Here is a 25,177-nt window from a genome sequence, read left to right on the forward strand (position 1 = left end):
GCGCGCTTTGTCAAGCGCACGGCATCTACATATTGTGTAATTTCAGTGGATATTAACTATGAAATTAATATCTGTAGTGTTCTGCCTTGAACGGACCCTGCTTCGAGATGCCGATATAATCAGCCTGAAGGTCGGAAAGTTCGGTCAGGCGCACGCCAAGCTTCTCGAGATGAAGGCGTGCAACCTTTTCGTCGAGGTGCTTCGGCAGCACGTAGACTTCGTTCTTGTATTCACCCGGCTTGGTGAAAAGCTCGATCTGGCCCAGCACCTGGTTGGTGAACGACGCCGACATGACGAAGGAAGGGTGACCTGTGGCATTGCCAAGGTTCAGCAGGCGGCCTTCGGACAGCAGGATGATGCGGTTGCCCTTCGGGAACTCGATCATGTCGACCTGTGGCTTGATGTTTGTCCACTTGAGGTTACGCAGCGAAGCGACCTGAATTTCATTGTCGAAATGGCCGATATTGCCGACGATGGCCATGTCCTTCATCTCGCGCATGTGCTCGATGCGGATAACGTCCTTGTTGCCGGTGGTGGTGATGAAGATGTCAGCGGAAGACACAACGTCTTCCAGGCGAACGACCTCGAAACCGTCCATGGCGGCCTGAAGCGCGCAGATCGGGTCGATTTCCGTGACCTTCACGCGGGCGCCAGCGCCCTGCAGCGAGGCAGCGGAACCCTTGCCGACATCGCCGTAACCGCAGACCACGGCAACCTTGCCGGCCATCATCACGTCGGTTGCGCGGCGAATGCCGTCTACCAGCGATTCCTTGCAGCCGTATTTGTTGTCGAACTTGGACTTGGTGACGCTGTCGTTGACGTTGATGGCCGGGAAGGGCAGGAGGCCCTTCTTGGCAAGATCGTAGAGACGATGAACGCCTGTCGTCGTTTCTTCCGTCACGCCCTTCAGCGCGTCACGCTGCTTGGTGAACCAGCCGGGGGAAGCCTTGAGGCGCTTGTTGATCTGCGCGAAAAGAATTTCCTCTTCTTCCGAACCGGGGTTGGAAAGAACGTCCTCACCGGCTTCGGCGCGCGCGCCGAGCAGAATGTACATTGTGGCATCGCCGCCATCATCGAGGATCATGTTGGAGAGGCCGCCATCGGTCCACTGGAAGATCTTGTCGGTATATTCCCAATATTCCGTCAGGCTCTCACCCTTGACCGCGAAAACAGGAATGCCGGCCGCTGCAATGGCTGCTGCGGCATGGTCCTGCGTCGAGAAGATGTTGCAGGACGCCCAGCGGATGTCCGCGCCCAGTTCCTTCAGCGTCTCGATGAGGACACCGGTCTGGATCGTCATGTGAAGAGAACCGGTGATACGCGCGCCCTTCAGGGGCTTGCTCTCGCCGAATTCCTTGCGGCAGGACATAAGGCCAGGCATTTCGGTTTCGGCGATGTCCAGTTCCTTGCGGCCGAATGCGGCAAGGTTGATATCGGCGATGATGTAGTCCTTCTCAAGGCTCATGAAGTTCTCCAGATCAGAAATGCCATGCCTATTGGCCCGGCTTTTAAACGTAGCAGGGGTTTAGCAGGCCAAAAACGATCTGGCAATAACGATATAAAGAAGTCTTTATGTCTTTATATGGGAGTGGGGTCAGGCTTCTTCGCCGAAGCGGTCGGCAACAAGTGCCTCAAGTGCGGCGAGCGCCTCTTCCGCCTGGTTGCCGCTCGCCTCGACATAGACACTGCATCCCGGGCTGGCCGCCAGCATCATCAGACCCATGATGGAGGTGCCGCCAACGGTCATTCCGTCCTTCGACACCGTAATCGTCGCGTCGAAACCCTCGACCATCTGCACGAATTTTGCAGATGCCCGGGCGTGGAGACCGCGCTTGTTGATGATCGGCAATTCCCGGGAGTGAGGCGACATGGGGCTGACTTCTTATTTGCCGCTTAAAACGCGGCTGGCGACGTTGATGTATTTGCGACCGGCGTCGGATGCGTCCTGGAGCGCCTTGTCCATGTTGTCTTCGCTGCGAACGCCTGCGAGTTTTATCAGCATGGGAAGGTTGACCCCGGCGATGACTTCGACATTACCGTTGTTCATGACGGAGATGGCGAGATTGGACGGTGTGCCACCGAACATATCCGTCAGAATAATGACGCCATTTCCATCATTGACGCGCGTAACGGCGTCGATGATATCCTGCCGGCGCTGATCCATGTCGTCTTCGGGACCGATACAAACCGTCTCGATCAATTTCTGGGGACCGACGACATGCTCCAACGCATGGCGAAACTCCTCAGCCAGCTTGCCATGGGTGACAAGCACTAGTCCGATCATGAAATGCTCCCTTGCACACGCACTCTCATTGCCGACTATCGCAACGCGGCAATCCTGTCCATCGGTGGGATTTCATCTTGATGAGGAAAATGCGAATCGCAAGCCTAAAATCGCCTGAATCATGGTCACTTCACGTTCGTTTTAAAAAGATTTTGAGCAAGTGCAGCAAATTTTCCATACGGCGTAAGACTGGAAAGCGGAATACGCAGAAGCGGAAGATGCCCGCCGCAGGGCAGCAACAACACCTCGTTATCCTCCGGAAGTCTTGGATTTTCCGGTGAAAGAACTGTCGTAACGGCGAAATTTAGTCCGGCGCTCGGGACGCTGTTGACGTTAACGATGCCGCTGCCGCGCAATTCCAGTAGTCCGGCTATTGCTTCCGGCCGCTCGGCGATAATGTTTTCGCCGTCGCGATACACGAAAATCTGATCATCCGCGATCAGTGCCGCCGGCAATCCGCATCGTTGCGCCTCCGTCAGAAAGCTGAAGGCAAGCTCGCTTTTGCCGCTGCCGGACGGTCCGGTGAAGAGAATGCCGGTGTTGTCGACGACAATGGCGGTTGCGTGCAGGTTGAAGCGTTCAGCGTTCATGGGTTTCGGCCGCCGGCAGCGACAGGGTGAAGCGCGCGCCTGATATCACGCCGTATTTGTCGACGACATTTTCCGCCCTGAGGCTGCCGCCATGGGCTTCGGCGATCTGGCGGCTGATGGAAAGGCCAAGGCCGGAATTTTGGCCGAAACCTTCGCTTGCCGGTCGGTCGGTGTAGAAGCGCTCGAAAATCCGGTCGATATCCTCGGCCTGAATGCCGGGGCCATTGTCTTCCACCTGCACGATGCAGCGGTCCTTGTGACGGGAAAGGCGCACGGTGATGCGGCCGCTTTCCTCGGAAACAAAAGAGCGCGCATTCTCGATCAGGTTGGTGACAATCTGCCCGATGCGAAGATCGTGACCGTTCACGACGAAGGAGGTTTTGGCTCCCGCCTTCCGGTCGGCGACATAGTCGATCGCCACGCTCTTTTTCTTTGTGCTGATCTGGCGGGAGATATCTACCAGACCCTTCATAAGAACGTCGAGATCCAGCGGCGATGCATCGACGCGCGCCAGTTCGGCATCGAGCCGCGAGGCATCCGAAATATCGCTGATCAGGCGGTCGAGGCGGCGGACATCGTGGAAGATGATTTCGGTCAGCCGCTGTTTGGACTCTTCCGTCTTGGCGCGCGGCAGGGTTTCCACGGCGCTGCGCAGCGAAGTCAGCGGGTTCTTGAGCTCGTGGCTGACATCGGCGGCGAAACTTTCGATTGCGTCGATACGGTCGTAGAGCGCCGTCGTCATTTCACGAAGCGCTATGGAAAGGTTGCCGATTTCATCCTGACGCGCCGAAAAGTCCGGTATCTCCTCGCGGGTTCTCGCTCCGCGACGCACGCGGATCGCAGCCGCCGAAAGCCGCCGGAGCGGCGTGGCGATGGTGGAGGACAACAACAGGGAAAGTACGATGTTGACGAGCGTGGCGATGCCGAACACGCGCATGATGGCCAGGCGCTCCGCATGCACGATCTTGTCGATATCACCGGCCTGCGTGGACAGGAGCAGAACCCCGAGCACGGCCCGGAAGCGCTGCACCGGCACGGCGACCGAAACGATCAGCTCACCCTTTTCGGTAACGCGAACGACTGCGCCGCGCACGCCGGTCAGCGCATTCATCACCTCCGGATAGATCGAGCCGTCGCCACCTGGCGCTTCCTTGTATTGCGGCAGGCTGCTCGGTTGCAGCATGCGGTTGAACATGCTGGTGAACCATTCACCCCAGGTCTGGGTTTCCGGCGTCACCGGCGGCAGATCGAAGCGCAGGACCTGGCCGCGGGAATAGAGATGGCGGGAATCGAGAAGCAGGTTGGCATCGGCATCGAAAAGCCGAGCGCGGGTCCGTGTCGGCGAAATCAGCCGGCGCAGCACCGGCGCCACCCGTTCCGGATTGATCGGGAAACTCAAGTCCTCGTCATTGGGGGCGGGCGTGATGCTTTGCCCCGCCTGCAATTCCAGCAGCTTTTCCGGATTGATGGTGATGGAGTTGGTATCCACCGAGGCGGAGGCCGAGATGGCGCCGGCGATGATCTCGCCCTGCGTCAAAAGGCTTTCCACCCGCGCATCGATCAGCCCCTCGCGGAACTGGTTGAGGTAGAGAATGCCACCGACCAGAACGACCGTCGCGGCCACGTTGAAGAACAGGATGCGGCGCGTGAGGCTGGAAAACACAGCATTGCCAAAAATGCGTCGGACGATCGTCAGCGGATGGATACGATGGCGGCGTTCGCTGCCGCGATCTTCGGCATCGTCACTGTCCGAGACTGTTTCCGGCGTTTTCTTCAACAAGTCTATGTCCTCGCCACCACAATTCCGGTGGTCTCTCCCGATTGCGGCTCGTTCAAGCCGCTTCGCGGAAGCGATATCCTACGCCATAAAGCGTTTCAATCATATCGAAGTCACCATCGACCAGTTTGAACTTCTTGCGAAGGCGCTTGATGTGGCTGTCGATCGTGCGGTCGTCAACATAGACCTGTTCGTCGTAGGCCGCATCCATCAGCGCGTCGCGGCTTTTCACCACGCCTGGTCGCTGTGCAAGCGAATGCAGGATAAGGAATTCGGTAACGGTCAGCGTCACTGGCTCGCCCTTCCAGGTGCAGGTGTGGCGTTCCTGATCCATGGCCAGCTGGCCGCGTTCGAGCGTGCGCGCCTGTTGATCAGCCGTCGGCTTCAGCGTGCTGCCGCCGGTCGCAGCGGAAGCCTCGCGGCTGCTGGCGCGGCGCAGGATGGCCTTGACGCGTTCCACCAGAAGGCGCTGCGAGAAGGGTTTTGTGATGAAATCGTCAGCACCCATCTTCAGGCCGAACAATTCGTCGATCTCTTCATCCTTGGAGGTCAGGAAGATAACCGGAATATCCGATTTCTGGCGAAGACGCCGTAAAAGCTCCATGCCGTCCATGCGCGGCATCTTGATGTCGAAAATGGCGAGCTGCGGCGGACGGGCAATCAGTCCGTCAAGCGCGGAGGCGCCGTCCGTATACGTTTCGACCCGGTAGCCTTCGGCTTCGAGCGCGATCGATACCGAAGTGAGAATATTCCGGTCGTCGTCGACAAGCGCGATCGTCTGCATGTAGTTGGTCTCCATCGTCATTTTCTCGTAACTCCCGACATCCACCCAGCCAAGGTTGCGCGCCGCGAGCCACTCTCATGAGTATAAAGGTGGAACAAATTGTGGCAAAGGAAAACTCACAACCAAATCGCCTGGTGTGACTAGGGCAATTCCGGGAAAACGCCGCAGCTGGATTCTAATGCGTCTTCAACCGATTTAAAAAGAAATAAAATCTTTTAAATCGATTAATATATTGAAATCACTAAGTTATTTAAAGTTTCACTCTTGCGTTTCTAAAAGCCGCCACGTATTTTCCGTGAAAATTTCAACGGCCTTATCGTCATTTACAAGGAACGCGTCATGAACGAGCTTGGGGTTCATAATCCTGCCAATGGAGTTGCGGAACTCGGACTGGGCGAGGCCTCCCGCGTCTTTTATAACCTCAACGAAAGCGAATTGTACGAAGAGGCGATCCGCAACGGCGAAGCCGAGCTGACGGCGGATGGCGCACTTCGTGCCGTTACCGGTCAGCATACGGGCCGTTCTCCGAAGGACAAATTCGTCGTCCGCGACGCTTCCACCGAAGACACTATCTGGTGGGACAACAACAAGCCGCTGTCGCCGGAAAACTTCGAGCTGCTGCGTCAGGACATGCTTGCGCACGCCGCCGGCAAGACGCTCTATGTTCAGGACCTGATCGGCGGTGCCGATGAGGAAAACGCCCTGTCGACCCGTGTCGTCACTGAGCTTGCCTGGCATTCGCTGTTCATCCGCAACCTGCTCATCCGCCCGAAGCGGGAGAAACTGGCAGGCTTCAAACAGAAGCTGACCATCATCAATCTGCCGAGCTTCAAGGCTGATCCGGCGCGTCACGGCGTCCGTTCGGAAACCGTCATCGCCTGCGATCTCACCAATGGTCTCGTCCTCATCGGCGGTACCTCCTATGCCGGTGAAAACAAGAAGTCGGTCTTCACGGTGCTGAACTACCTGCTGCCGGCCAAGGGCGTCATGCCGATGCATTGCTCGGCCAACGTCGGTCCCGAGGGTGATTCCGCCGTGTTCTTCGGCCTGTCCGGCACCGGCAAGACCACGCTGTCGGCTGATCCGTCGCGTACGCTGATCGGCGACGATGAGCACGGCTGGGGCGAACACGGCATCTTCAATTTCGAAGGCGGCTGCTACGCCAAGGCGATCAAGCTGTCGGCCGAAGCCGAGCCGGAAATCTATGCCGCGACCCGCCGTTTCGGCACCGTTCTCGAAAACGTCGTGCTGGACGAAAACCGTGTTCCGGATTTCAACGACAATTCGCTGACGGAAAACACCCGCAGTGCCTATCCGCTGCATTTCATTCCGAATGCATCGGAAACGGGCATTGCCGGTCATCCGAAGACGATCATCATGCTGACTGCGGATGCCTTCGGCGTGTTGCCGCCGATTGCCCGGCTGACGCCGGAACAGGCCATGTACCACTTTCTTTCCGGCTACACGGCAAAGGTTGCCGGGACGGAAAAGGGCGTGACTGAGCCGGAAGCGACGTTCTCCACCTGCTTCGGCGCACCCTTCATGCCGCGCCACCCGGCGGAATACGGCAACCTGCTGCGTGAGCTGATCGGCAAGCATGGCGTGGACTGCTGGCTGGTCAACACCGGCTGGACCGGCGGTGCTTACGGCATCGGCAAGCGTATGCCCATCAAGGCGACCCGCGCGCTTCTGACGGCAGCCCTCACCGGCGAGCTGAAGGGTGCCGAATTCCGCACCGATGCGAATTTCGGTTTCGCCGTGCCCCTGTCGCTGGAAGGCGTCGATGCCGCGATCCTCGACCCGCGTTCGACCTGGGCCGACGGCGCAGCTTACGACGCGCAGGCGAAGAAGCTTGTGTCGATGTTCGTTACGAACTTCACCAAGTTCGAAGATCACGTCGACAGTAAGGTGCGCGATGCAGCACCGGGACTGCTGCTTGCGGCAGAATGAATAAGCCTCGTTTATGAGGAGGAGGGGAACCCGGCCTTGTGCCGGGTTCTTTCGTTTCGTGCCTTGTTTTCATTTTTCCCGATCTGTGGCATCACCGGCGCGGAGAAAAAACATGGCCAGCGCCCCGCTTTACATCAGCAACCGAATTACCATCGCCGGCTGGGAGCTGACGGAGCAATTCGTGCTGGCCGGCGGGCCGGGTGGCCAGAATGTCAACAAGGTCTCGACGGCGGTTCAGCTGTTTTTCGACATCGCCAATTCTCCCTCCCTGCCGGAACGGGTGACGGCGAATGCCCTGCGTCTGGGCGGGCGGCGTGTTTCGAAAGAAGGCGTGCTCATGATTGAGGCTAGCCGGTTTCGAAGCCAGGAGCGCAATCGCGAAGACGCGCGTGAACGGCTGAAGGAACTGATTCTTGAAGCGGCAGCGCCGCCGCCGCCGGTGCGCAAGGCCACCAAGCCGACCAAGGGTTCCGTCGAGCGCCGCCTCAAGGCAAAATCCGGCCGGTCGGATGTCAAGAAAATGCGTGGCAAGCCATCAGGCGACTAGGTCGCAGCTGGATGGCAAAATGTTTCGCACTTGTCATAGACCTTCAGATATCGTCTGGTAGACCTCCTACAACCAAGGAGGGTGCTATGGGTCTGTTCAATTTCATCAAGGAAGCGGGAAAGAAGCTTGGTATCGGTGGAGATGATGCCCCCGATGTCGAAGCCGTCAAAAAAGAACTCGCTTCCCACGATCTCGGCACCGACAAGGTTCAGGTCGAGGTGGTGAACGATAAGGTCGTTCTGAAGGGCGAAGTGGCCGACCAGTCGATTTTCGAAAAGGCAGTCATCGCCGTTGGCAATACGCTCGGCATTTCCAAGGTCGAGGCCGGCGAACTGACGGTGGCAGAAGCGCCGGCGAAGGAACCCGTTTTCTACACGGTCAAAAAGGGCGATAATCTCTGGAAGATCGCTGAAGCCCAGTACGGCAAGGCAAATGGCGGCAAGAACAACATCATCTTCGAAGCCAACAAGCCGATGCTGACCCATCCCGATAAAATCTATCCCGGTCAGGTTCTGCGCATTCCTGACCTTGCCTAATAACGGATTTTAACCGCTGCGATGGAGATGCCGCTTTTGCGGCATCTTTCACAATTTGCGAAGCGCCACCGTGTCGATCAGGTGGTTTTTGCCCTTGCGCAGGATAAGATCGGCGCGTGGACGCGTGGGCACGATGTTCTGGCGCAGGTTCTTCAGGTTGATGTTTTGCCAGAGGCCCTCGGCGATGCTAAGCGCCGCCTCTTCGCTGATCGACGCATAGCGATTGAAGAATGAATTCGGGTCCCGGAAGGCGGTTTGCCGCAGATTCATGAAGCGGTTCACATACCAGTTGTGAATGAAGTCCTCATCCGCATCGATGTAGATCGAGAAATCGAAGAAGTCGGAAACGATCGGCACGATCCGCCCGCCCGCCGGCAGGTCGCGTGATTGCAGCACGTTGATGCCTTCGAAGATGAGGATATCCGGCTGGTCGATGACAGTGAATTCGTTGGGCAGCACGTCATAGGTCAGATGCGAGTAGCGTGGCGCCTTCACATTCGGCTGGCCCGCCTTGATCGCCGAGAGGAAACGCAGCAGCGCACCGATGTCGTAGCTTTCCGGAAAGCCCTTGCGCTCCATCAGGTTTTCGCGCCGCAGCACCTCGTTCGGGTAAAGAAACCCGTCGGTGGTGATGAGATCGACCTTCGGGCTGGAGGGCCAGCGGGCCAGAAGCTCCTTCAAAATACGCGCCGTTGTCGATTTTCCAACCGCCACCGACCCGGCAATGCCGATGACGAAGGGCGTCTTGTTGACATCCGCCATGTTCAGGAAGCGGTTGCGCTGTTCGAACAGCAGCTGCGATGCTTCCACATGCGATGACAGGAGGCGCGACAGCGACAGATAAATACGCCGCACTTCGTCCAGATCGATCGGGTCGTCCAGCGAACGCAGTCTTTTGACCTCGTCGGCGGAAAGGGTGAGTGGTGTGTCGGCGCGAAACTTTGCCCATTCTTCCGAGCTGAAGAAGTGATAGGGCGAATATTCATCCGGGCGGAAATGATCGAGTGTGCTCGGCATGCCTCTCTCCCCGCTGCCTGCCTTGACATTCATGATGTCGGCCTCGCTGCCTTTTCCGCAAGTCCGGTCTGTCCGGTCCGGCGCTCCAGCTCGGCAAAGACGTCGGCAAGGGGAATGTCGGCGATCTTCAACACCACCAGCAGGTGATAAAGCAGATCGGCGGCCTCGTTTTTTAGCCCGTCGCGGTCTTTCGCGATGGCGGCGATGACGGCCTCAACAGCCTCTTCGCCCAGTTTTTTCGCCGCACGTTCCTGGCCCGCCGCAACAAGTTTGGCCGTCCAGGATTCATCGGGAGAGGCGGCGGCGCGTGTCGCGACGATGCGTTCCAGATCGGAAAGGGAAAATGCGCTCATGGAAAGGTTCCTGCAATCAGTCGAGACGCATGGCGATGCCATGCTCGGCCATGTAGCTCTTGGCTTGCCCGATCGAATAGGTGCCGAAGTGGAAGATGGAAGCGGCAAGCACCGCGGTCGCATGGCCATCGCGAACGCCGGCTACCAGATCATCCAGCGTTCCGACGCCACCCGAGGCGATGACGGGCACGCGAACCTGATCGGCAATGCTGCGTGTCAGGCCGATATCGTATCCGCTTTTGGTGCCATCGCGGTCCATCGAGGTGACGAGCAATTCGCCGGCACCGCGTTCGACCATCTTGATGGCAAATTCCACGGCGTCGATTCCGGTTGGCTGACGTCCGCCATGGGTGAAGATTTCCCAGCGCCCGTCTTCCCCGTCCTTCGAAACCCGCTTGGCGTCGATGGAGACGACGATACACTGGTTGCCGAATTTGTCGGCAGCCTGCGCGACGAAATCAGGATCTTTCACCGCTGCGGAATTGATGGAGACCTTGTCTGCACCGCAGAGAAGCAGCTTGCGGATGTCAGCCACGGCGCGGACGCCGCCGCCGACGGTCAGCGGCATGAAGCAATGGTCGGCCGTGCGCGATACCACGTCGAAAATCGTGTCGCGATTGTCGGACGAGGCGGTAATGTCGAGAAAGCAGAGTTCGTCCGCTCCCGCCGCATCATAGGCCTTCGCCGCCTCGACTGGGTCGCCGGCGTCGATAAGATCGACGAAGTTCACACCCTTGACGACTCGACCGTCTTTCACATCGAGGCAGGGAATAACGCGGGCTTTGAGGGTCATGCGCTTACCTCCTTGGCAGCCTTGATGAGGGCGAGCGCCTCGGCAGGATCGATGCGCCCGTCATAAAGCGCGCGGCCTGAAATTGCGCCCTCTAGCTTTGCGGCATCCGGCTGCAACATGCGCTTGATGTCTTCGATGGAAGCAAGGCCGCCGGAGGCGATGACGGGGATCGACACGGCATCTGCCAGTTCGAGTGTCGAGGCCCAGTTGATGCCAGCCAGAATGCCGTCGCGATCGATATCGGTGTAGATGATGGCGGCAACGCCGGCACCTTCGAAACGTTTGGCAAGTTCGATGACGCCCAGTTCTGAGGCTTCCGCCCAGCCCTCAACAGCAACCTTGCCGCCTTTGGCGTCGATGCCGACAGCGACCTGATCGGGGAAACGCTTGCAGGCTTCGATAACCAGAACGGGATCGCGCACCGCCACGGTGCCGAGAATGACGCGGGCAAGCCCACGGCTGAGCCACGCCTCAATATGATCGAGAGTGCGGATGCCGCCGCCAAGCTGCACCGGGTTTGTCGTGGCCTTGAGAATGGCATCGACCGCTTCGCCATTCACCGTCTGGCCAGCGAAGGCGCCGTTGAGATCGACGACATGCAGCCACTCGAAACCTTGGTCCTCGAAGGACTTCGCCTGTGCGCCGGGGTCCGTATTGTAAACGGTTGCCTGCTCCATATCGCCGAGTTTCAGGCGAACGCACTGGCCGTCTTTAAGATCGATTGCGGGAAAAAGAATCATGTCAGGGCTTCCAGCGCAGGAAATTGGAAATCAGGGCGAGGCCGAGCGTCTGGCTTTTTTCCGGGTGGAACTGCGCGCCAGCCATATTGTCGCGACCAACGAAAGCCGTCATCGCGCCACCGTAATTGGTGGTGGCGATGACATCCGCCGGTTGTTTCGCCGCCAGATGATAGGAATGCACGAAATAGGCATGCAAGCCGTCAGCGCCGGTTCTGATACCGTCGAACAGGGGATGCTGATGCCGGATTTCCAGCGTATTCCAGCCAATCTGCGGGATTTTAAGCGCCGGATCGGATGGCGTCATTTCAATGACATCGCCTTCGATCCAGCCAAGCCCCGTGCTGACAGTCTTTTCGAGACCGCGCGAAGACATCAGCTGCATTCCGACGCAGATGCCGAGGAAGGGATGAGCTTTTTTCTCGACGGCTTCGATAAGCGCCTCATGCATGCCGGGCACAGCTTCGAGACCGGCGCGGCAATCGGCATAGGCGCCGACGCCTGGCAGGACGATGCGGTCCGCAGATGCGACGTGATCCGGCTTATCGGTCAGGTCAATGGTTGCATTGATGCCGGCTTCGCGGGCGGCGCGCTCGAAAGCCTTGGTGGCCGAACGCAGGTTGCCAGAACCGTAGTCGATGATCGCGACGCGCATGTCAGCGCCTTCCATTCAAGTCGAAAAGAAACGATCCGGAGGGATCGTTGACGAAGTTTTTGTCACCGCTCTTCTGCGGCGAGGGTGTCCATACCGGCTGCGACAGCTGTCCCGACGGCTCGGTATTTTCGGAAAGATCGGAGAAATATATCTCTTCGGCACTCGAAAGATCAGGGGCGGAAATGACCGAGGTCATCTTCCAGCCCTTGCCTATCAGGTGCCGGACGAGAAAATCGCGCCCCTCCAGTGCAGTGATGAGGGCAATGGCGACGCTGCACAAAATGCCCACCGGTTCGAATCCGGGTAACATTGATGCCCAACCGGCCAGAACAAGAACTGCAAATACGACGATCGCGGCCAGCCACAGCCGGTTTACGGCCAGCCACAGCCAGGGCGCAATAAGTGCCAGCCAGACGAAACGGTCTGCTATGAAGCGGGTCGTCTTGTGGTCCCTGTCCGGCCCGTTGGGGGCTTCCAGAACGAGATAGCTTGTCATGGGCTTCCTGACAGCTTTGGCGGTCAGGCCAGCATGCCCTTTGTCGAGGGAACGCGGCCTGCCTGCCGGGGGTCGATCTCGGTTGCCGCGCGAAGAACGCGGGCAACGGCCTTGAAGCATGTTTCGGCGATATGATGGTTGTTGGCGCCGTAATGGTTCAGGATATGCAGCGTGATGCCGGCATTCTGGGCCAGCGCCTGAAAGAATTCGCGCACAAGCTCGGTGTCGAATGTGCCGATCTTGGGCGCGGAGAAGTTGACATTCCACACGAGGAAGGGACGGCCGGAAATATCCACGGCAGCCTTGGTCATCGTCTCATCCATGGCAAGATCGAGCGAGGCGTAGCGGGTAATCCCGCGCCTGTCGCCCAACGCCTTCGCGATGGCCTGGCCGATGGCGATGCCGGTATCTTCGACCGTATGGTGATCATCGATATGCAGGTCACCTTGAACCTCGATATCCATGTCGATCAGCGAATGGCGGCTCAGCTGGTCCAGCATATGATCGAAAAATCCCACCCCGGTGGAAATTGTCGACTTGCCGGTGCCGTCGATATCCACGCGCACCGAAACCGAGGTTTCGTTGGTCTTGCGGATGATCTCGCCTTTACGTTCTGCCATCTGTGGCCGCTCCGTGAAAATGTCGCCGTTCCTTATCAGCACGAGACACAAATATCCAGTTGTTCCATCGTCTTGCATGATCTGCGCAAAACAGTGCAGTGCGGGCAGGATTTGCAATCGTGAAAAGCAAACTTACATAGATGCCGAGAAGGGCCGGATGCCGGCCCGTTAACCGCAGGCCCGGTAGGGCAGACAGGTGTTTAATGACAACGATTATTACAGTCAGGAAGGGCGGCAAGGTCGTCATGGCTGGCGATGGTCAGGTAAGTCTTGGCCAGACCGTCATGAAGGGCAATGCCCGCAAGGTTCGTCGCATTGGCAAGGGTGAAGTGATTGCCGGTTTTGCCGGCGCAACGGCGGATGCCTTCACGCTGCTCGACCGTCTCGAAAAGAAACTCGAGCAATATCCCGGTCAGCTCATGCGCGCGGCCGTAGAGCTTGCAAAGGACTGGCGCACGGATAAATATCTGCGCAACCTCGAAGCCATGATGCTGGTGGCCGACAAATCCACGACACTCGCCATCACCGGTAATGGTGACGTGCTGGAACCTGAACATGGCGCGATCGCCATCGGCTCCGGCGGCAACTACGCCTTTGCGGCTGCCCGCGCCATGATGGATACGGACAAGTCGGCAGAGGAGGTGGCGCGCAAGTCGCTCGATATCGCCGCCGATATCTGTGTTTACACCAACCATAACCTCGTCATCGAAACCCTCGACGCCGAGTAAGCATATTTCTCACCCCCATTTCTCACCCAAGGGTCCTGTGGGCCGGGCCAGAATGGCCGGCCGGGACAGGAAAGCCGAGAGGACAGAATGACCACTTTTTCTCCCCGGGAAATTGTCTCGGAACTGGACCGCCACATCATCGGCCAGCATGATGCGAAACGTGCGGTCGCGATTGCACTGCGCAACCGTTGGCGTCGCCAGCAGCTCGATGAGAGCCTGCGCGACGAGGTGATGCCGAAAAACATCCTGATGATCGGACCGACCGGTGTCGGCAAGACGGAGATTTCCCGCCGTCTCGCCAAGCTTGCCGGCGCGCCCTTCATCAAGGTCGAAGCGACCAAATTTACCGAAGTCGGTTATGTCGGTCGCGATGTCGAGCAGATCATCCGCGATCTGGTCGAGATCGGCATTGGCCTCGTGCGTGAAAAGAAGCGCGCGGAAGTACAGGCTAAGGCGCATCAGAGCGCCGAAGAGCGGGTGCTCGACGCACTGGTCGGATCGACCGCGTCACCCGCGACACGTGAGAGCTTCCGCAAGAAGCTGCGCGACGGCGAGCTGGACGACAAGGAAATCGACATCGAAGTGGCCGACAGCGGTTCGGGCATGCCGGGCTTTGAAATACCCGGCATGCCGGGCGCCAATATCGGCGTTCTCAACCTGTCGGAAATGTTCGGCAAGGCGATGGGCGGCCGCACCAAGAAGGTACGCACCACCGTCTCGAAATCCTATACCGATCTCGTTCGGGACGAATCCGACAAGCTGCTCGATAACGACATGATCCAGCGCGAAGCGGTGAAGTCGGTGGAAAATGACGGCATCGTCTTCCTCGATGAGATCGACAAGATTGCTGCGCGCGATGGCGGCATGGGTGCCGGCGTCTCGCGTGAAGGCGTGCAGCGCGATCTTCTGCCGCTCGTTGAAGGCACGACTGTCTCGACCAAATACGGGCCGGTGAAAACCGACCATGTTCTGTTCATCGCTTCCGGCGCGTTCCATGTGGCAAAGCCGTCCGACCTTCTGCCGGAGCTTCAGGGCCGCCTGCCGATCCGTGTCGAGCTGAAGCCGCTGACGAAAGAGGACTTCCGCCGTATCCTGACCGAGACGGAAGCAAGCCTCATCCGCCAGTACAAGGCGCTGATGGCGACGGAAGAACTCGATCTCGACTTCACGGACGATGCGATCGACGCTCTGGCCGACGTGGCTGTTCATCTCAACTCGTCGGTCGAGAATATCGGTGCGCGCCGCCTGCAGACGGTGATGGAGCGTGTTCTCGACGAGATTTCCTTCAACGCACCCGATCGTGGTGGCTCTGCCGTCAAGATCGATCAGGAATATGTCAAAAAGCACGTCGGCGATCTTGCCGCCGATACGGATTTGTCCCGCTATATTCTCTGAATATCTTGGAGAGCAAAGACACGAGAGTGCGGCCACATTTGCCGCACTCTTTTATTTTACGGCCTTGTCTCGCATTCAGCCCCCTTTTTGTTTATGGGAAAGGCTGCATTCCGGTTGGAACCGCTTTATGGAATGGTCCGGTTTTCTCTTGGTTCGGGAGAGGTCGGCTTGAGAAAAGGCATTCGCTCGTGCGCAAAACTCTTCTGGCATTTGCCGCCGCTTTGACGTTCACCGTCGTCTCGTCTTCTTATGCCGAGGCCGCGACGGTCGTCCCGCCTGGCAATCGCAATGCCGAACAGCCGGGCATTCCGGGGGCTTCCGCACGTCGAACCAAGGGTTCCAATACGTCTTTCGAGCGTAAATACCAGAAGGTGATCGACCTCCTGTCTTCCGACAGGGCACTGATCGGCAAGATCAAGTCTACTGCCGGGCGCTACGGTATCGATCCGATCCACATGATCGGGGCGATTGTCGGCGAGCATACCTATAACGTCGACGCCTATGACCGCCTGCAATCCTACTACGTCAAGGCTGCCTCCTATGCCGGCAGCAGCTTCCGTTTCGGCTACAAGGACGAAACCATCGCGCAGTTTCTGACGCATTCGCAATTCGCCAGGTGCCAGTCGAAAAAGGATTCCTATAGCCTTTGGAACTGTCGGGAAGACGTCTGGGACGACAGCTTCCGCGGCAAGACGGTAGATGGCGTTGCCTATCCGAACAATCGTTTCAGCGCTGTATTTTTCCAGCCCTTTTATGCCGGACAGACCTTCGGTCTCGGCCAGATCAATCCGCTCACGGCATTGATGTTGTCCGACATGGTGTCGAAAACCTCAGGTTATGAGAAGCTCGACGAAAACGATGCGACCGCCGTTTATACCGCGATCATGGACCCGGATCGCTCGCTCGCCTTCATGGCAGCTTCCATCCGCAAATCGATCGACGACTACAGGTCGATTGCCGACATGGATGTTTCCAAAAATCCTGGTGTAACGTCCACGCTTTATAATGTCGGCGGATCCGCGCAGCGCGCTGCCGCTCTTGCCCAGAAAAATCGTCAGCGCGCCGCAGGTGGGGAACAGCCGCTTTTGCCGGAAGAAAACTATTACGGCTGGCTGGTGAACGATCGCATCAAGGATTTGCAGGCGCTTTTGTAGAAAAAGACGATTATCGTCGGCATTCTTTCCAAAACGGAAATAATATTTGGTTGCCTCTCGCAATTGACGAGCGCCTGCCTCAGCGTCCAATCTGCGCCCTTGAGATAAAGAGGAGGCGCATATGAGCCGCACCAATAAATTCGGTCTTTCCATTGATGACAGGCTTTATGCTTTTTTGACGGATGACGTTCTGCCGGGCACGGGTCTTGATGCAGAAACCTTCTTCGAAGGCTTTTCGGCCATCGTCCACGAGCTTTCCCCCAAGAATCGTGAATTGCTCGCAAAGCGCGACGCCTTGCAGGAAAAACTGGATGGCTGGTACCGGCAGAATGGCGCCCCGACGGATTTTGATGTCTATGAGGGCTTCCTGAAGGAAATCGGCTATCTGCTGCCGGAAGGACCCGGCTTCAAGGTCGAAACCAGCAACGTCGATTCGGAAATTGCCGCTGTCGCAGGCCCGCAGCTTGTCGTGCCGGTCATGAATGCCCGTTATGCGCTGAACGCCGCCAATGCCCGCTGGGGTTCGCTTTACGATGCACTTTACGGCACGGATGCCATTTCTGACGCCGATGGTGCAGAAAAGGGCAGGGGCTATAATCCGAAACGCGGCGAAAAGGTCATTGCCTGGGCGCGGAACTTCCTCAACGAATCAGCTCCGCTCGAAACGGCAGGTTGGTCGGATGTGACCGGCTTCAAGATCGTTGACGGCCTCTTGCAGCTTGCAATCGGTGACAGCAAAACGGGCCTGAAAGATGCCGAGCAATTCAAGGGCTTTACCGGCGATGCGGAACAGCCGGCAACGATCCTGCTTGGCAAGAATGGTCTGCACACCGAGATCGTCATCGATCCCTCGACGGAAATCGGCAAGGGTGACAAGGCAGGCATCTCGGATGTCATTCTCGAATCGGCGCTGACAACAATCATGGACTGCGAGGATTCCGTTGCCGCTGTTGATGCCGAGGACAAGGTGCTGGTTTATGGCAACTGGCTTGGCCTGATGCGCGGCGACCTGACGGAGAAGGTTTCCAAGGGTGGTAACACCTTCACCCGTAGTCTCAACCCGGATCGTTATTACACCGCCCCCGATGGTGGAGCACTTACTCTGCCGGGGCGCTCCCTGATGCTGGTGCGTAATGTCGGTCACCTCATGACCAATCCGGCGATCCTCGACAAGGATGGCCGCGAGGTGCCGGAAGGTATCATGGACGCCGTCATCACAGCGCTGATTGCGCTTTACGATGTCGGCCCCTCCGGCCGTCGCCAGAATTCCCGTGCCGGTTCCATGTATGTCGTCAAGCCGAAGATGCACGGGCCGGAGGAAGTCGCCTTCGCCAACGAGATTTTCACGCGGGCCGAAAAGCTTGTCGGCATGGCGCCGAACACCATGAAAATGGGCATCATGGACGAGGAACGCCGCACCACGGTCAACCTCAAGGAAAGCATTCGCGCGGCAAAAGACCGGGTCGTCTTCATCAATACCGGCTTCCTCGACCGCACGGGCGACGAAATTCATACCTCGATGGAAGCGGGTCCGATGATCCGCAAGGGCGATATGAAACAGGCGGCCTGGATTGCGGCTTACGAGAACTGGAACGTCGATATCGGTCTGGAATGCGGCCTTTCCGGCCATGCGCAGATCGGTAAGGGCATGTGGGCCATGCCTGACCTGATGGCCGCCATGCTGGAGCAGAAGATCGCGCATCCAAAGGCAGGCGCCAACACCGCCTGGGTACCTTCACCCACGGCTGCGACGCTGCATGCCACGCACTATCACAAGGTCGATGTCGCAGCCGTTCAGGAAGACCTGAAAAGCCGGGGCCGGGCAAAACTCTCCGATATTCTATCGGTGCCGGTCGTGCCGCGTCCCAATTGGACGCCCGAGGAAATCCAGCGCGAACTCGACAACAACGCGCAGGGTATTCTGGGATATGTCGTGCGCTGGGTCGATCAGGGCGTCGGCTGCTCCAAGGTGCCTGACATCAACAATGTCGGACTGATGGAGGACCGCGCCACGCTGCGCATCTCCGCGCAGCATATGGCCAACTGGCTTCGCCATGGCGTGGTTACGCAAGAGCAGATCGTTGAGACCATGAAACGCATGGCCGCCGTGGTCGATAGCCAAAATGCCGGAGATCCGGCCTATCTGCCGATGGCGTCCAACTTTGAAGGATCGGTCGCTTTTCAGGCCGCCGTCGAACTTGTGCTGAAAGGCCGGGAGCAGCCTAACGGTTATACGGAACCGGTTCTGCACCGCCGTCGCCTCGAACTGAAGGCGAAGCAGGCGGCTTGAGGCCGACAGGCACTCCAGAGCACGTCTTGTCTGAACGGAATGTTCGACGTGCTCTACCTTAAAACCGCTATGCACTTTTACTGGGAATGCTCCAGAAACAAAAAAGCCGCCGGGAATTCCACGGCGGCTTTTTCTTTGTCTGGTATCTGATCTTACTGGATCACGACAACCTTGGTGCTGCGGCCGGGACGGACGCGGCTGTAAAGGTCGATGACGTCCTGGTTGATCATGCGGATGCAGCCGGAAGAGGCGGCGGTGCCGATTGATGCCCATTCAGGCGAACCGTGGATACGGAACAGCGTATCCTGTCCCTTTTCGTTGAAGAGATACATGGCGCGCGCGCCGAGCGGGTTGGAAAGACCCGGACCCATGCCTGCCTCGACATACTTTGCGACTTCCGGCTTGCGGTCGGCCATTTCCTTCGGCGGATGCCACATCGGCCATTCCTGTTTCCAGGCGACGTAGGCTTCGCCGGCCCAGGCAAAACCAGCCTTGCCAACGCCGATGCCGTAACGAACTGCGCGGTTGCCGGGCAGGATATAATAAAGGAAACGCTCACGCGTATTGACGATGATCGTGCCCGGCCGTTCGTTATTCTGGAATTCGACGATCTGACGACGGAACTTCTCGTTCACACGATTGATCGGGATGGCGGGCAGCGCATAGCCCGCGTCGGTCACAGGGCCGTAAACATCGTTGAAGATCTGGACGGTTTCGACCTTTGCCGGAACCGGGTTAGCGACCGGCACTGACGCCGCTACCTGGCCGGATGATTGGGATGTGGTTTCGGCGCAGCCGGCCAGAGCCAGTGCTGCCGTCAGACCGAGTGCAGTCAATGAGGTACGGATGCGCATATCGTTCTCGCGGAAAATTCGCCAAATTGTGCGAAGGAGTAGGCTTAATTGGATAAATCGGTTATTTTCCATTAAGCCGTTCTTGGCAAGCCGATACGCTGCTGCAGGACGAATGTGACTTTAAAATTGCCGGTTGATTGCCTTTTTGCAACAATAGGCCAAACGCCTCAGTAGCCTTTATCCATGACTATTCTTTCGCTTACCAACAATAATCCGTTAATCGACGGTCGCCAGTCGGACAAGGCGATGCTGGTGCGCCGCGGCGTTCAGGTGCTTTTGCACGAGATGCGACATTCGGTTTTGCCGGAACTGCCGCTTGCAAGCGGACGACGGGCCGATCTCATCAGCCTTTCGGCAAAGGGTGAAATCTGGATTATCGAAATCAAATCCTCGATCGAGGACTTCCGTGTCGATCGTAAATGGCCGGAATACCGCCTGCATTGCGACCGGCTGTTTTTTGCCACCCATCCGGAAGTGCCGGTCGAAATCTTTCCGGAAGAATGTGGGCTTATACTGTCGGATGGCTACGGCGCCCATATGCTTCGCGATGCGCCGGAGCATAAATTACCGCCCGCAACCCGCAAATCGGTGATGCTGGATTTCTCGAGAACCGCTGCAACCCGGCTGATGCTGGCGGAGTGGACGACCGGGCGCAGCTTCGGAGAGTAATGCCCGGTTCCAGACCATATCCAGACGTAAAACCGCTTCTCACTTGTACTGTAAATGCTCTACTTCGGCGCGCGTTTCGCCAGAATGCGCTGCAGCGTTCGCCGGTGCATGTTAAGCCGGCGGGCGGTTTCCGAGACGTTGCGCTCGCACATTTCATAAACTCGCTGAATATGCTCCCAACGCACCCGGTCGGCCGACATCGGGTTTTCGGGCACTTCAGTCTTTTCACCCTTGCGCTGCGTCAGCGCATTAAAGACATCGTCCGCATCGGCCGGTTTGGCAAGATAATCCAGCGCCCCAAGCTTCACGGCGGTAACGGCGGTTGCGATATTGCCGTAGCCCGTCAGGACGACAATCTGCGTATCGTCCCGGTACTGCCGGATGGCTTCGATGACCTCGAGACCATTGCCATCCGTAAGCCGCAAATCAACGACCGCATATTTGGGCGGCGCAGCCTTGGAACGGGCAATGCCTTCGCTGACCGTCTCGGCGGTATCGACGATAAATCCGCGTGTTTCCATGGCCCGGGCAAGCCGGCGCAGGAAGGGACCGTCGTCATCGACGATCAGCAACGATCTGTCAGCTCCGATCGGGTCGTCGTTATCCGTTGTCGCGCTGATGGGGGTCTGGTCTTCTGTCGTCATGTCTCAGGCCTTTCGGCAACTTAGTCGGCTTTTTCTTCTTATCGCCGCTTCCACGTGGATGGTAAAGTCAACGGTCTCTTTTATCGTCCATAAGCGCTCGAGGCCAGACGATTGTGACCCGCGCTCCGGTTCCGCTCAAACCGCGATTTTCGAAGGTAACGGTGGCGCCGGAGCGTTCCAGCAATGTCTTTGCAATGAAAAGCCCGAGTCCCAGCCCTCCCGCCCGGGTATCGTTGTGACGTTCGGTCACATAGGGTTCACCAATGCGGGCAAGCACGTCATGGGCATAACCCGGTCCATCATCCTCAATGGTGACGGCGACATTCTGCGAATCGTAGTCCACGGTCACGGTCACTTTTTCCCGCGCATAGTCCACGCCGTTTTCGATGAGATTGCCCAGCCCGTAAATAACGCCTGCATTCCGGATGCCAACCGGCTCGTCGATCCGGTTGTTCTTTTCGACGAGATCGAGACGGATTCCGAATTCCCGGTGCGGCGCCATCACCTCCTCAATCAGCGAGGAGAGCGGCAGGCGACGCATATGCTCCTCATCATCGGTGGAAAGTGATGTAAGGCGGCGCAGAATATCCCGGCATCTTTCGCTCTGGCTGCGCAGCAGCGCTATGTCTTCGCCAAACCTTTCATCATTTCCGAGTTCCCGTTCCATTTCCTTGGCGACGACGCTGATTGTCGCCAGCGGCGTGCCCAGCTCGTGTGCCGCAGCGGCGGCCAGACCGTCTAGCTGCGAGAGATGTTTTTCCCGCTCCAGCACCAGTTCGGTCGCAGCCAGCGCATCGGCCAGCTGATTGGCCTCGTGTGAAACGCGATAGGCATAAAAGGCCGCGAAAGAGGTCGTGGCAATGATCGCGACCCAGGTGCCCACATGCAGCAGAAGCTGGATCGGCAGCACCTCACCGGGATACCACGGAACTGGAAACGGCGAAAAAGCGATTGCCGTCGAGCAGATGACGGCAAATGCGAGCAGAATAAGCGAGTGCCGAAGCGGCTGCGAGGCGAAGGCGATGATGACCTGCACGCAGATCAGCGGTGCGAAAGGATTGGAAAGACCACCGGTGATGTAGATGAGCGCCGTCAATTGCAGCAGGTCGAATGCCAGCAGCAATGTCGCTTCCCAGGGCTCCAGACGATAGGTGGAGGGAAAACGCGCAGTGAGAAACAGGTTGGCAAGCGCCAGTGCACCGATCAAAAGGCTGCAAGCCAGAAGTGGCAGGGGGAAGTTCAAGCCGAAAGCAACAAGCAGGATCGTCGCACTTTGCCCGGCCACCGCCAGCCAGCGCAACCATACGATGGTTTGCAGCCTTATCCTGCGGCTGGCGCGGCCAAGCCTTGTTGTTTCGATCGGATGGCCAGCCACCTTCATCTCCTTTGTGCTTTTCATCGTCATCACGTTCCGCGCGGTTTTGCGCGGCTGGTCGGCAATGCCGATGCCGGGTCCTCAGGCCATGGATGGCGCGGATACCTCCCGCGCATGTCCGCCCGTACATCTTTCCACGATCCTGCCCAGAAACCTGGAAGATCGCGTGTCGTCTGTATCGGCCTGTGCGCCGGCGAGGTCAATTCCAGCAGCAGCGGCAACCGCCCCTGCGCGATGGCGGGATGAGCCGTCAGCCCGAAAAGCTCCTGCACACGAATGGAAAGCGTCGGTTCGCTGGCATCGTAACGAATGGGATGCCGCTGGCCCGTCGGCGCTTCGAAATGCGTCGGCGCAAGCCTGCCGAGATCGCGTGCGACCTCATAAGGCACCAAGGCTAAAAGTCCCTCGGAAAGGCTGCCGGGCCGGATATCCTGAAGGCTGCGGGCGCCTTGCTGGAAGGGCACGAACCATTCATCCAGCCGTAAAAGCAATGCAGCATCGCTGACATCCGGCCAGGGGTCGCCGATGCTGGCATTCAGAAAGCCTATCCTGTCGCGCAACTGCTGGGTTTCTTTTGTGAACGGAAGAATTCCGACACCAAATTCCCGAACGCCGTTGGCAAGTGCCTGCGCCGCCTGTTCGCCCTCCGGGCGGGGCAGGGGCGTTTCGTCGAGGATGATGGCGCCTAGGCGCGTGACGCGGCGTGCACGCGCCTGACCGCTTGCCTTGTCAAACAGCAGCTGGTCCTGCTGCACAATAAGATGCGGCATCCGCTCTTCTATATCGGTGCGCTCGATGCTTGCTGCCGAAAGGATGCGCGGCTGTGCCGCACGCCCGGTAATATCGGCAACCACCAGCATCCTGCTTGCCGCCAGCCGTTCGGTTTCGGCAAGTTCTGCACCCCGGCCGTTCGCCATCACATAACGACCGCGCGCTCCTCGCTGAAGCGCAATCCGGTCCGGATAGGCGTGCAGCAGCAAGGGGCCGGCCTCGCTTGGCTGTTCATTCATAGTCTGCGCATCGCCGATCGCATCTAGAAGTCTCGAAGCCAGCTTGCGTGCCGCTTGCGCCCTTTCGCTTCTCTCGGAAAGAAAGCGCCGCAATCTTTCATCGAGATCAATGTCGGTTCCGCCCAGTCCCTGTTCCGTCAGCATGACGGCGAGCATCGCCGCCTTTTTTCCCGCACCTTCGCTCCCCGCTGCAATTACCATTGCCGCAAGCCTTGGCGGTAGTGAGAGGCTGCGCGTCAGGTGGCCGCGTCGCGTCAGCGCGCCGCTTTCATCGAGTGCGCCCAGATTTTTGAGAAGCGCGATCGATTCCTTCAATGCCGCTTCGGGAGGGGCATCCAGAAATGAAAGCGCGGAAGGATCATGAACGCCCCAATGGGCAAGATCGAGTGCAAGGCCGGAAAGATCACTCGCCAGAATTTGCGGTGGCGTGAAGGCGTTGAGCGCTGCCGTCTGTCCCGGATGCCACAGGCGGATCGCAACGCCGGGTTCCGTTCGTCCGGCTCGGCCCGCCCGCTGGTCGGCGGAGGCGCGCGAAACCCGCACTGTCTCCAGTCTCGTGATTCCCGTTGCCGGTTCGAAAACCGGTAGTCGCTGCAACCCGCTGTCAATCACCACACGCACGCCGTCTATGGTGATCGATGTTTCTGCTATCGATGTGGCAAGCACGATCTTGCGCCGTCCGGCCGGTGCCGGCTTGATCGCCGCATCCTGCTCCTTTTGCGAAAGATTGCCGTAAAGCGGGATGATATCTGTATCGTCGGAAAAACGCCCCTCCAGCCGGTTGGCCGTGCGGGTAATTTCTGCCTGCCCCGGAAGGAAGGCAAGAATGGAGCCTGTTTCCGATGCATGAGCTTCGGTAATCGCCTTTGTGACTTTCTCTTCGACAGGCACACCCTGCCAGCGGTCCTCGTAGCGTGTGTCGATTGGATATGTGCGGCCGAGGCTCTGAATGACAGGGGCATCGCCCATCAGCGCACTGATGCGTTCCACATCAAGGGTGGCGGACATCACGAGGATCCGCAGATCGTCTCTCAGTCCCTCCTGAACGTCGAGCGCAAGTGCCAGTCCGAAATCGCCATCGAGTGAACGTTCGTGAAACTCGTCGAAAATCACCGTCGAAACGCCGGCAAGTTCCGGGTCGTCCAGAACCATCCGGGCGAAGACACCCTCAGTCACCACTTCAATCCGGGTTCTTGAGGAGATGCGATTGTCGAGCCGCATACGATAGCCGACGGTTTCTCCAACATTCTCCTGAAGAAGATCAGCCATGCGTCCAGCCGCGGCCCGGGCGGCAAGCCGACGTGGTTCGAGAAGAATGATCTTGCCGTCGCCCCGCCATTCCTCACGCAGGAGATGAAGCGGCACCAGCGTTGTTTTGCCCGCACCCGGCGGAGCCGAGAGAACGGCACGCTTTGACCCGTCCAACGCTTGGGCAATCTCGGCCAGAACGTCGCTGACGGGAAGTACGGGCAGATCGATCTTTATATGGGCTGGCGTTCTGGTCATGCAAACAGGCCTGGGGCAATCGGGTTGATGTCTAAGCGTCTCTTTTGCCGTTTCTAAAGCACGGCCCGGTGCTTTGACAGCCGGCGGAGAGGGTTTCGCAAGAGCTCTTCCGGCTAAATTGTGGTTCTTCGCAAGCTATCTGTCGTGAAGGGTGGGAAGGGGTTCCCGTATGCACAGCCAAAAGAGACGAGGATTCCGTCCTTCCTATGCCTCCCTGGCGGTCCGCCTTGAAACTATCTTTTATTTTCATACGGTTAGCAAAAATGTCAGTTTTTTGACGATAGGTGTGTTGACTTGTTTGAGGGTGATCTCTTATAAGTCCGCTCACTGAACGAGGGCGGCGGCGCTGCTGGCGACGAAGTCTTTCGTTCTAAAGAAATCATGTTGATGAGCTGACTGCTTGTTGTTTTCCA

The 25,177-nt window shown here is 58.2% G+C and carries 25 protein-coding genes; 8 read left to right on the plus strand and 17 right to left on the minus strand.

Going from position 1 to position 25,177, the window contains the following annotated elements:
* Nucleotides 1-64 precede the first annotated feature (64 nt).
* The 6 genes from ahcY to chvI all read right to left on the minus strand — a co-directional run bounded on the left by ahcY (nucleotide 65) and on the right by chvI (nucleotide 5,435).
* Nucleotides 65-1,465, minus strand: coding sequence for an adenosylhomocysteinase (gene ahcY / locus ASD46_RS16550; RefSeq protein ID WP_003516323.1), 1,401 nt, complete (start codon nucleotides 1,463-1,465; stop codon nucleotides 65-67).
* 129 nt (nucleotides 1,466-1,594) lie between these two features.
* The gene (locus ASD46_RS16555) at nucleotides 1,595-1,870 is read right to left on the minus strand and encodes an HPr family phosphocarrier protein (RefSeq protein WP_003516321.1); all 276 of its coding nucleotides are present in this window, start codon (nucleotides 1,868-1,870) and stop codon (nucleotides 1,595-1,597) included.
* A gap of 12 nt (nucleotides 1,871-1,882) precedes the next feature.
* Nucleotides 1,883-2,284, minus strand: coding sequence for a PTS sugar transporter subunit IIA (locus ASD46_RS16560; RefSeq protein ID WP_003516318.1), 402 nt, complete (start codon nucleotides 2,282-2,284; stop codon nucleotides 1,883-1,885).
* Between the two features lie 125 nt (nucleotides 2,285-2,409).
* Complete coding sequence (locus tag ASD46_RS16565) at nucleotides 2,410-2,874, minus strand: HPr kinase/phosphorylase (protein ID WP_025594742.1); 465 nt, start codon at nucleotides 2,872-2,874, stop codon at nucleotides 2,410-2,412.
* Nucleotides 2,864-4,654: a two-component system sensor histidine kinase ChvG gene (gene chvG, locus ASD46_RS16570; RefSeq protein ID WP_013635194.1), complete on the minus strand. Its 1,791-nt coding sequence runs from the start codon at nucleotides 4,652-4,654 to the stop codon at nucleotides 2,864-2,866. The genes ASD46_RS16565 and chvG overlap by 11 nt, the downstream gene beginning before the upstream one ends.
* 52 nt (nucleotides 4,655-4,706) lie before the next feature.
* Entirely contained in the window at nucleotides 4,707-5,435 is a 729-nt protein-coding gene (gene chvI / locus ASD46_RS16575; RefSeq protein ID WP_003516307.1) for a two-component system response regulator ChvI, read from the minus strand.
* Nucleotides 5,436-5,774: 339 nt separating this feature from the next.
* On the opposite strand from chvI, the gene ASD46_RS16580 reads away from it, so the two are divergent.
* From ASD46_RS16580 to lysM, 3 genes are all read left to right on the plus strand, one after another.
* Entirely contained in the window at nucleotides 5,775-7,385 is a 1,611-nt protein-coding gene (locus tag ASD46_RS16580; protein WP_003516305.1) for a phosphoenolpyruvate carboxykinase, read from the plus strand.
* A gap of 112 nt (nucleotides 7,386-7,497) precedes the next feature.
* Entirely contained in the window at nucleotides 7,498-7,932 is a 435-nt protein-coding gene (gene arfB, locus ASD46_RS16585; RefSeq protein WP_025594743.1) for an alternative ribosome rescue aminoacyl-tRNA hydrolase ArfB, read from the plus strand.
* Nucleotides 7,933-8,018: 86 nt separating this feature from the next.
* On the plus strand, nucleotides 8,019-8,468 hold the full coding sequence (gene lysM, locus ASD46_RS16590; protein ID WP_003516300.1) for a peptidoglycan-binding protein LysM: 450 nt from the start codon (nucleotides 8,019-8,021) through the stop codon (nucleotides 8,466-8,468).
* A gap of 48 nt (nucleotides 8,469-8,516) precedes the next feature.
* Here lysM and coaA read toward each other — a convergent pair whose 3' ends face one another.
* Genes coaA through hisB form a run of 7 tightly spaced genes read right to left on the minus strand, consistent with a single transcriptional unit; the run spans nucleotide 8,517 to nucleotide 13,139 of the window.
* The gene (gene coaA, locus ASD46_RS16595) at nucleotides 8,517-9,518 is read right to left on the minus strand and encodes a type I pantothenate kinase (RefSeq protein ID WP_019565929.1); all 1,002 of its coding nucleotides are present in this window, start codon (nucleotides 9,516-9,518) and stop codon (nucleotides 8,517-8,519) included.
* Entirely contained in the window at nucleotides 9,515-9,838 is a 324-nt protein-coding gene (locus ASD46_RS16600; protein ID WP_003516295.1) for a phosphoribosyl-ATP diphosphatase, read from the minus strand. The genes coaA and ASD46_RS16600 overlap by 4 nt, the downstream gene beginning before the upstream one ends.
* Nucleotides 9,839-9,854: 16 nt before the next feature.
* Nucleotides 9,855-10,631, minus strand: coding sequence for an imidazole glycerol phosphate synthase subunit HisF (hisF, locus tag ASD46_RS16605; protein ID WP_003516294.1), 777 nt, complete (start codon nucleotides 10,629-10,631; stop codon nucleotides 9,855-9,857).
* On the minus strand, nucleotides 10,628-11,371 hold the full coding sequence (gene hisA, locus ASD46_RS16610; protein ID WP_025594745.1) for a 1-(5-phosphoribosyl)-5-[(5-phosphoribosylamino)methylideneamino]imidazole-4-carboxamide isomerase: 744 nt from the start codon (nucleotides 11,369-11,371) through the stop codon (nucleotides 10,628-10,630). The genes hisF and hisA overlap by 4 nt, the downstream gene beginning before the upstream one ends.
* Nucleotide 11,372: 1 nt before the next feature.
* Nucleotides 11,373-12,023: an imidazole glycerol phosphate synthase subunit HisH gene (hisH, locus tag ASD46_RS16615; RefSeq protein ID WP_025594748.1), complete on the minus strand. Its 651-nt coding sequence runs from the start codon at nucleotides 12,021-12,023 to the stop codon at nucleotides 11,373-11,375.
* Between the two features lies 1 nt (nucleotide 12,024).
* Nucleotides 12,025-12,519 carry a DUF2628 domain-containing protein gene (locus ASD46_RS16620; protein ID WP_025594749.1) on the minus strand — a complete coding sequence of 165 codons (495 nt, stop codon included), beginning with the start codon at nucleotides 12,517-12,519 and terminating at the stop codon, nucleotides 12,025-12,027.
* Nucleotides 12,520-12,542: 23 nt separating this feature from the next.
* Nucleotides 12,543-13,139 (minus strand): imidazoleglycerol-phosphate dehydratase HisB, encoded by a 597-nt coding sequence (hisB, locus tag ASD46_RS16625; RefSeq protein ID WP_003516285.1) that lies wholly within the window; start codon nucleotides 13,137-13,139, stop codon nucleotides 12,543-12,545.
* A 203-nt stretch (nucleotides 13,140-13,342) separates the two neighbouring features.
* On the opposite strand from hisB, the gene hslV reads away from it, so the two are divergent.
* The 4 genes from hslV to ASD46_RS16645 all read left to right on the plus strand — a co-directional run bounded on the left by hslV (nucleotide 13,343) and on the right by ASD46_RS16645 (nucleotide 18,706).
* Nucleotides 13,343-13,867: an ATP-dependent protease subunit HslV gene (gene hslV / locus ASD46_RS16630; RefSeq protein WP_003516283.1), complete on the plus strand. Its 525-nt coding sequence runs from the start codon at nucleotides 13,343-13,345 to the stop codon at nucleotides 13,865-13,867.
* A gap of 87 nt (nucleotides 13,868-13,954) precedes the next feature.
* Nucleotides 13,955-15,262 (plus strand): ATP-dependent protease ATPase subunit HslU, encoded by a 1,308-nt coding sequence (hslU, locus tag ASD46_RS16635; RefSeq protein ID WP_003516274.1) that lies wholly within the window; start codon nucleotides 13,955-13,957, stop codon nucleotides 15,260-15,262.
* Nucleotides 15,263-15,450: 188 nt separating this feature from the next.
* On the plus strand, nucleotides 15,451-16,416 hold the full coding sequence (locus ASD46_RS16640) for a DUF1402 family protein (RefSeq protein WP_025594750.1): 966 nt from the start codon (nucleotides 15,451-15,453) through the stop codon (nucleotides 16,414-16,416).
* A gap of 121 nt (nucleotides 16,417-16,537) precedes the next feature.
* Nucleotides 16,538-18,706 carry a malate synthase G gene (locus ASD46_RS16645; RefSeq protein WP_025594751.1) on the plus strand — a complete coding sequence of 723 codons (2,169 nt, stop codon included), beginning with the start codon at nucleotides 16,538-16,540 and terminating at the stop codon, nucleotides 18,704-18,706.
* A 152-nt stretch (nucleotides 18,707-18,858) separates the two neighbouring features.
* On the opposite strand, the gene ASD46_RS16650 is transcribed toward ASD46_RS16645, so the two are convergent.
* Nucleotides 18,859-19,560: a L,D-transpeptidase gene (locus ASD46_RS16650; protein ID WP_003516268.1), complete on the minus strand. Its 702-nt coding sequence runs from the start codon at nucleotides 19,558-19,560 to the stop codon at nucleotides 18,859-18,861.
* A gap of 183 nt (nucleotides 19,561-19,743) precedes the next feature.
* On the opposite strand from ASD46_RS16650, the gene ASD46_RS16655 reads away from it, so the two are divergent.
* Nucleotides 19,744-20,229 (plus strand): MmcB family DNA repair protein, encoded by a 486-nt coding sequence (locus ASD46_RS16655; RefSeq protein ID WP_013635204.1) that lies wholly within the window; start codon nucleotides 19,744-19,746, stop codon nucleotides 20,227-20,229.
* 59 nt (nucleotides 20,230-20,288) lie between these two features.
* Here the strand turns inward: ASD46_RS16655 and ASD46_RS16660 are convergent, their stop codons facing one another.
* The 3 genes from ASD46_RS16660 to hrpB form a co-directional block, all read right to left on the minus strand.
* Nucleotides 20,289-20,873 (minus strand): ActR/PrrA/RegA family redox response regulator transcription factor, encoded by a 585-nt coding sequence (locus tag ASD46_RS16660; RefSeq protein ID WP_025594753.1) that lies wholly within the window; start codon nucleotides 20,871-20,873, stop codon nucleotides 20,289-20,291.
* A 67-nt stretch (nucleotides 20,874-20,940) separates the two neighbouring features.
* Nucleotides 20,941-22,248 (minus strand): ActS/PrrB/RegB family redox-sensitive histidine kinase, encoded by a 1,308-nt coding sequence (locus ASD46_RS16665; RefSeq protein WP_075807707.1) that lies wholly within the window; start codon nucleotides 22,246-22,248, stop codon nucleotides 20,941-20,943.
* Nucleotides 22,249-22,277: 29 nt separating this feature from the next.
* Nucleotides 22,278-24,764 carry an ATP-dependent helicase HrpB gene (gene hrpB, locus ASD46_RS16670; RefSeq protein WP_029658817.1) on the minus strand — a complete coding sequence of 829 codons (2,487 nt, stop codon included), beginning with the start codon at nucleotides 24,762-24,764 and terminating at the stop codon, nucleotides 22,278-22,280.
* Nucleotides 24,765-25,177 lie beyond the last annotated feature (413 nt).

Origin of the sequence: Rhizobium sp. Root491, from assembly GCF_001427205.1 — a bacterium.
Lineage (GTDB): Bacteria > Pseudomonadota > Alphaproteobacteria > Rhizobiales > Rhizobiaceae > Agrobacterium > Agrobacterium tumefaciens.

What these genes read in the sequence shown, in the direction of transcription:
- ASD46_RS16565 (WP_025594742.1), bottom strand. Translation starts at nt 2,874, where the DNA reads ATGAACGCTGAACGCTTCAACCTGCACGCAACCGCCATTGTCGTCGAC.
- ASD46_RS16580 (WP_003516305.1), top strand. Translation starts at nt 5,775, where the DNA reads ATGAACGAGCTTGGGGTTCATAATCCTGCCAATGGAGTTGCGGAACTC.
- ASD46_RS16600 (WP_003516295.1), bottom strand. Translation starts at nt 9,838, where the DNA reads ATGAGCGCATTTTCCCTTTCCGATCTGGAACGCATCGTCGCGACACGC.
- ASD46_RS16650 (WP_003516268.1), bottom strand. Translation starts at nt 19,560, where the DNA reads ATGCGCATCCGTACCTCATTGACTGCACTCGGTCTGACGGCAGCACTG.
- ASD46_RS16655 (WP_013635204.1), top strand. Translation starts at nt 19,744, where the DNA reads ATGACTATTCTTTCGCTTACCAACAATAATCCGTTAATCGACGGTCGC.
- ASD46_RS16620 (WP_025594749.1), bottom strand. Translation starts at nt 12,519, where the DNA reads ATGACAAGCTATCTCGTTCTGGAAGCCCCCAACGGGCCGGACAGGGAC.
- arfB (WP_025594743.1), top strand. Translation starts at nt 7,498, where the DNA reads ATGGCCAGCGCCCCGCTTTACATCAGCAACCGAATTACCATCGCCGGC.
- ASD46_RS16555 (WP_003516321.1), bottom strand. Translation starts at nt 1,870, where the DNA reads ATGTCGCCTCACTCCCGGGAATTGCCGATCATCAACAAGCGCGGTCTC.
- ASD46_RS16645 (WP_025594751.1), top strand. Translation starts at nt 16,538, where the DNA reads ATGAGCCGCACCAATAAATTCGGTCTTTCCATTGATGACAGGCTTTAT.
- hslU (WP_003516274.1), top strand. Translation starts at nt 13,955, where the DNA reads ATGACCACTTTTTCTCCCCGGGAAATTGTCTCGGAACTGGACCGCCAC.
- ASD46_RS16660 (WP_025594753.1), bottom strand. Translation starts at nt 20,873, where the DNA reads ATGACGACAGAAGACCAGACCCCCATCAGCGCGACAACGGATAACGAC.
- hisH (WP_025594748.1), bottom strand. Translation starts at nt 12,023, where the DNA reads ATGCGCGTCGCGATCATCGACTACGGTTCTGGCAACCTGCGTTCGGCC.
- coaA (WP_019565929.1), bottom strand. Translation starts at nt 9,518, where the DNA reads ATGAATGTCAAGGCAGGCAGCGGGGAGAGAGGCATGCCGAGCACACTC.
- hslV (WP_003516283.1), top strand. Translation starts at nt 13,343, where the DNA reads ATGACAACGATTATTACAGTCAGGAAGGGCGGCAAGGTCGTCATGGCT.
- hisF (WP_003516294.1), bottom strand. Translation starts at nt 10,631, where the DNA reads ATGACCCTCAAAGCCCGCGTTATTCCCTGCCTCGATGTGAAAGACGGT.
- chvI (WP_003516307.1), bottom strand. Translation starts at nt 5,435, where the DNA reads ATGCAGACGATCGCGCTTGTCGACGACGACCGGAATATTCTCACTTCG.
- ahcY (WP_003516323.1), bottom strand. Translation starts at nt 1,465, where the DNA reads ATGAGCCTTGAGAAGGACTACATCATCGCCGATATCAACCTTGCCGCA.
- hrpB (WP_029658817.1), bottom strand. Translation starts at nt 24,764, where the DNA reads ATGACCAGAACGCCAGCCCATATAAAGATCGATCTGCCCGTACTTCCC.
- ASD46_RS16560 (WP_003516318.1), bottom strand. Translation starts at nt 2,284, where the DNA reads ATGATCGGACTAGTGCTTGTCACCCATGGCAAGCTGGCTGAGGAGTTT.
- hisB (WP_003516285.1), bottom strand. Translation starts at nt 13,139, where the DNA reads ATGGCAGAACGTAAAGGCGAGATCATCCGCAAGACCAACGAAACCTCG.
- hisA (WP_025594745.1), bottom strand. Translation starts at nt 11,371, where the DNA reads ATGATTCTTTTTCCCGCAATCGATCTTAAAGACGGCCAGTGCGTTCGC.
- lysM (WP_003516300.1), top strand. Translation starts at nt 8,019, where the DNA reads ATGGGTCTGTTCAATTTCATCAAGGAAGCGGGAAAGAAGCTTGGTATC.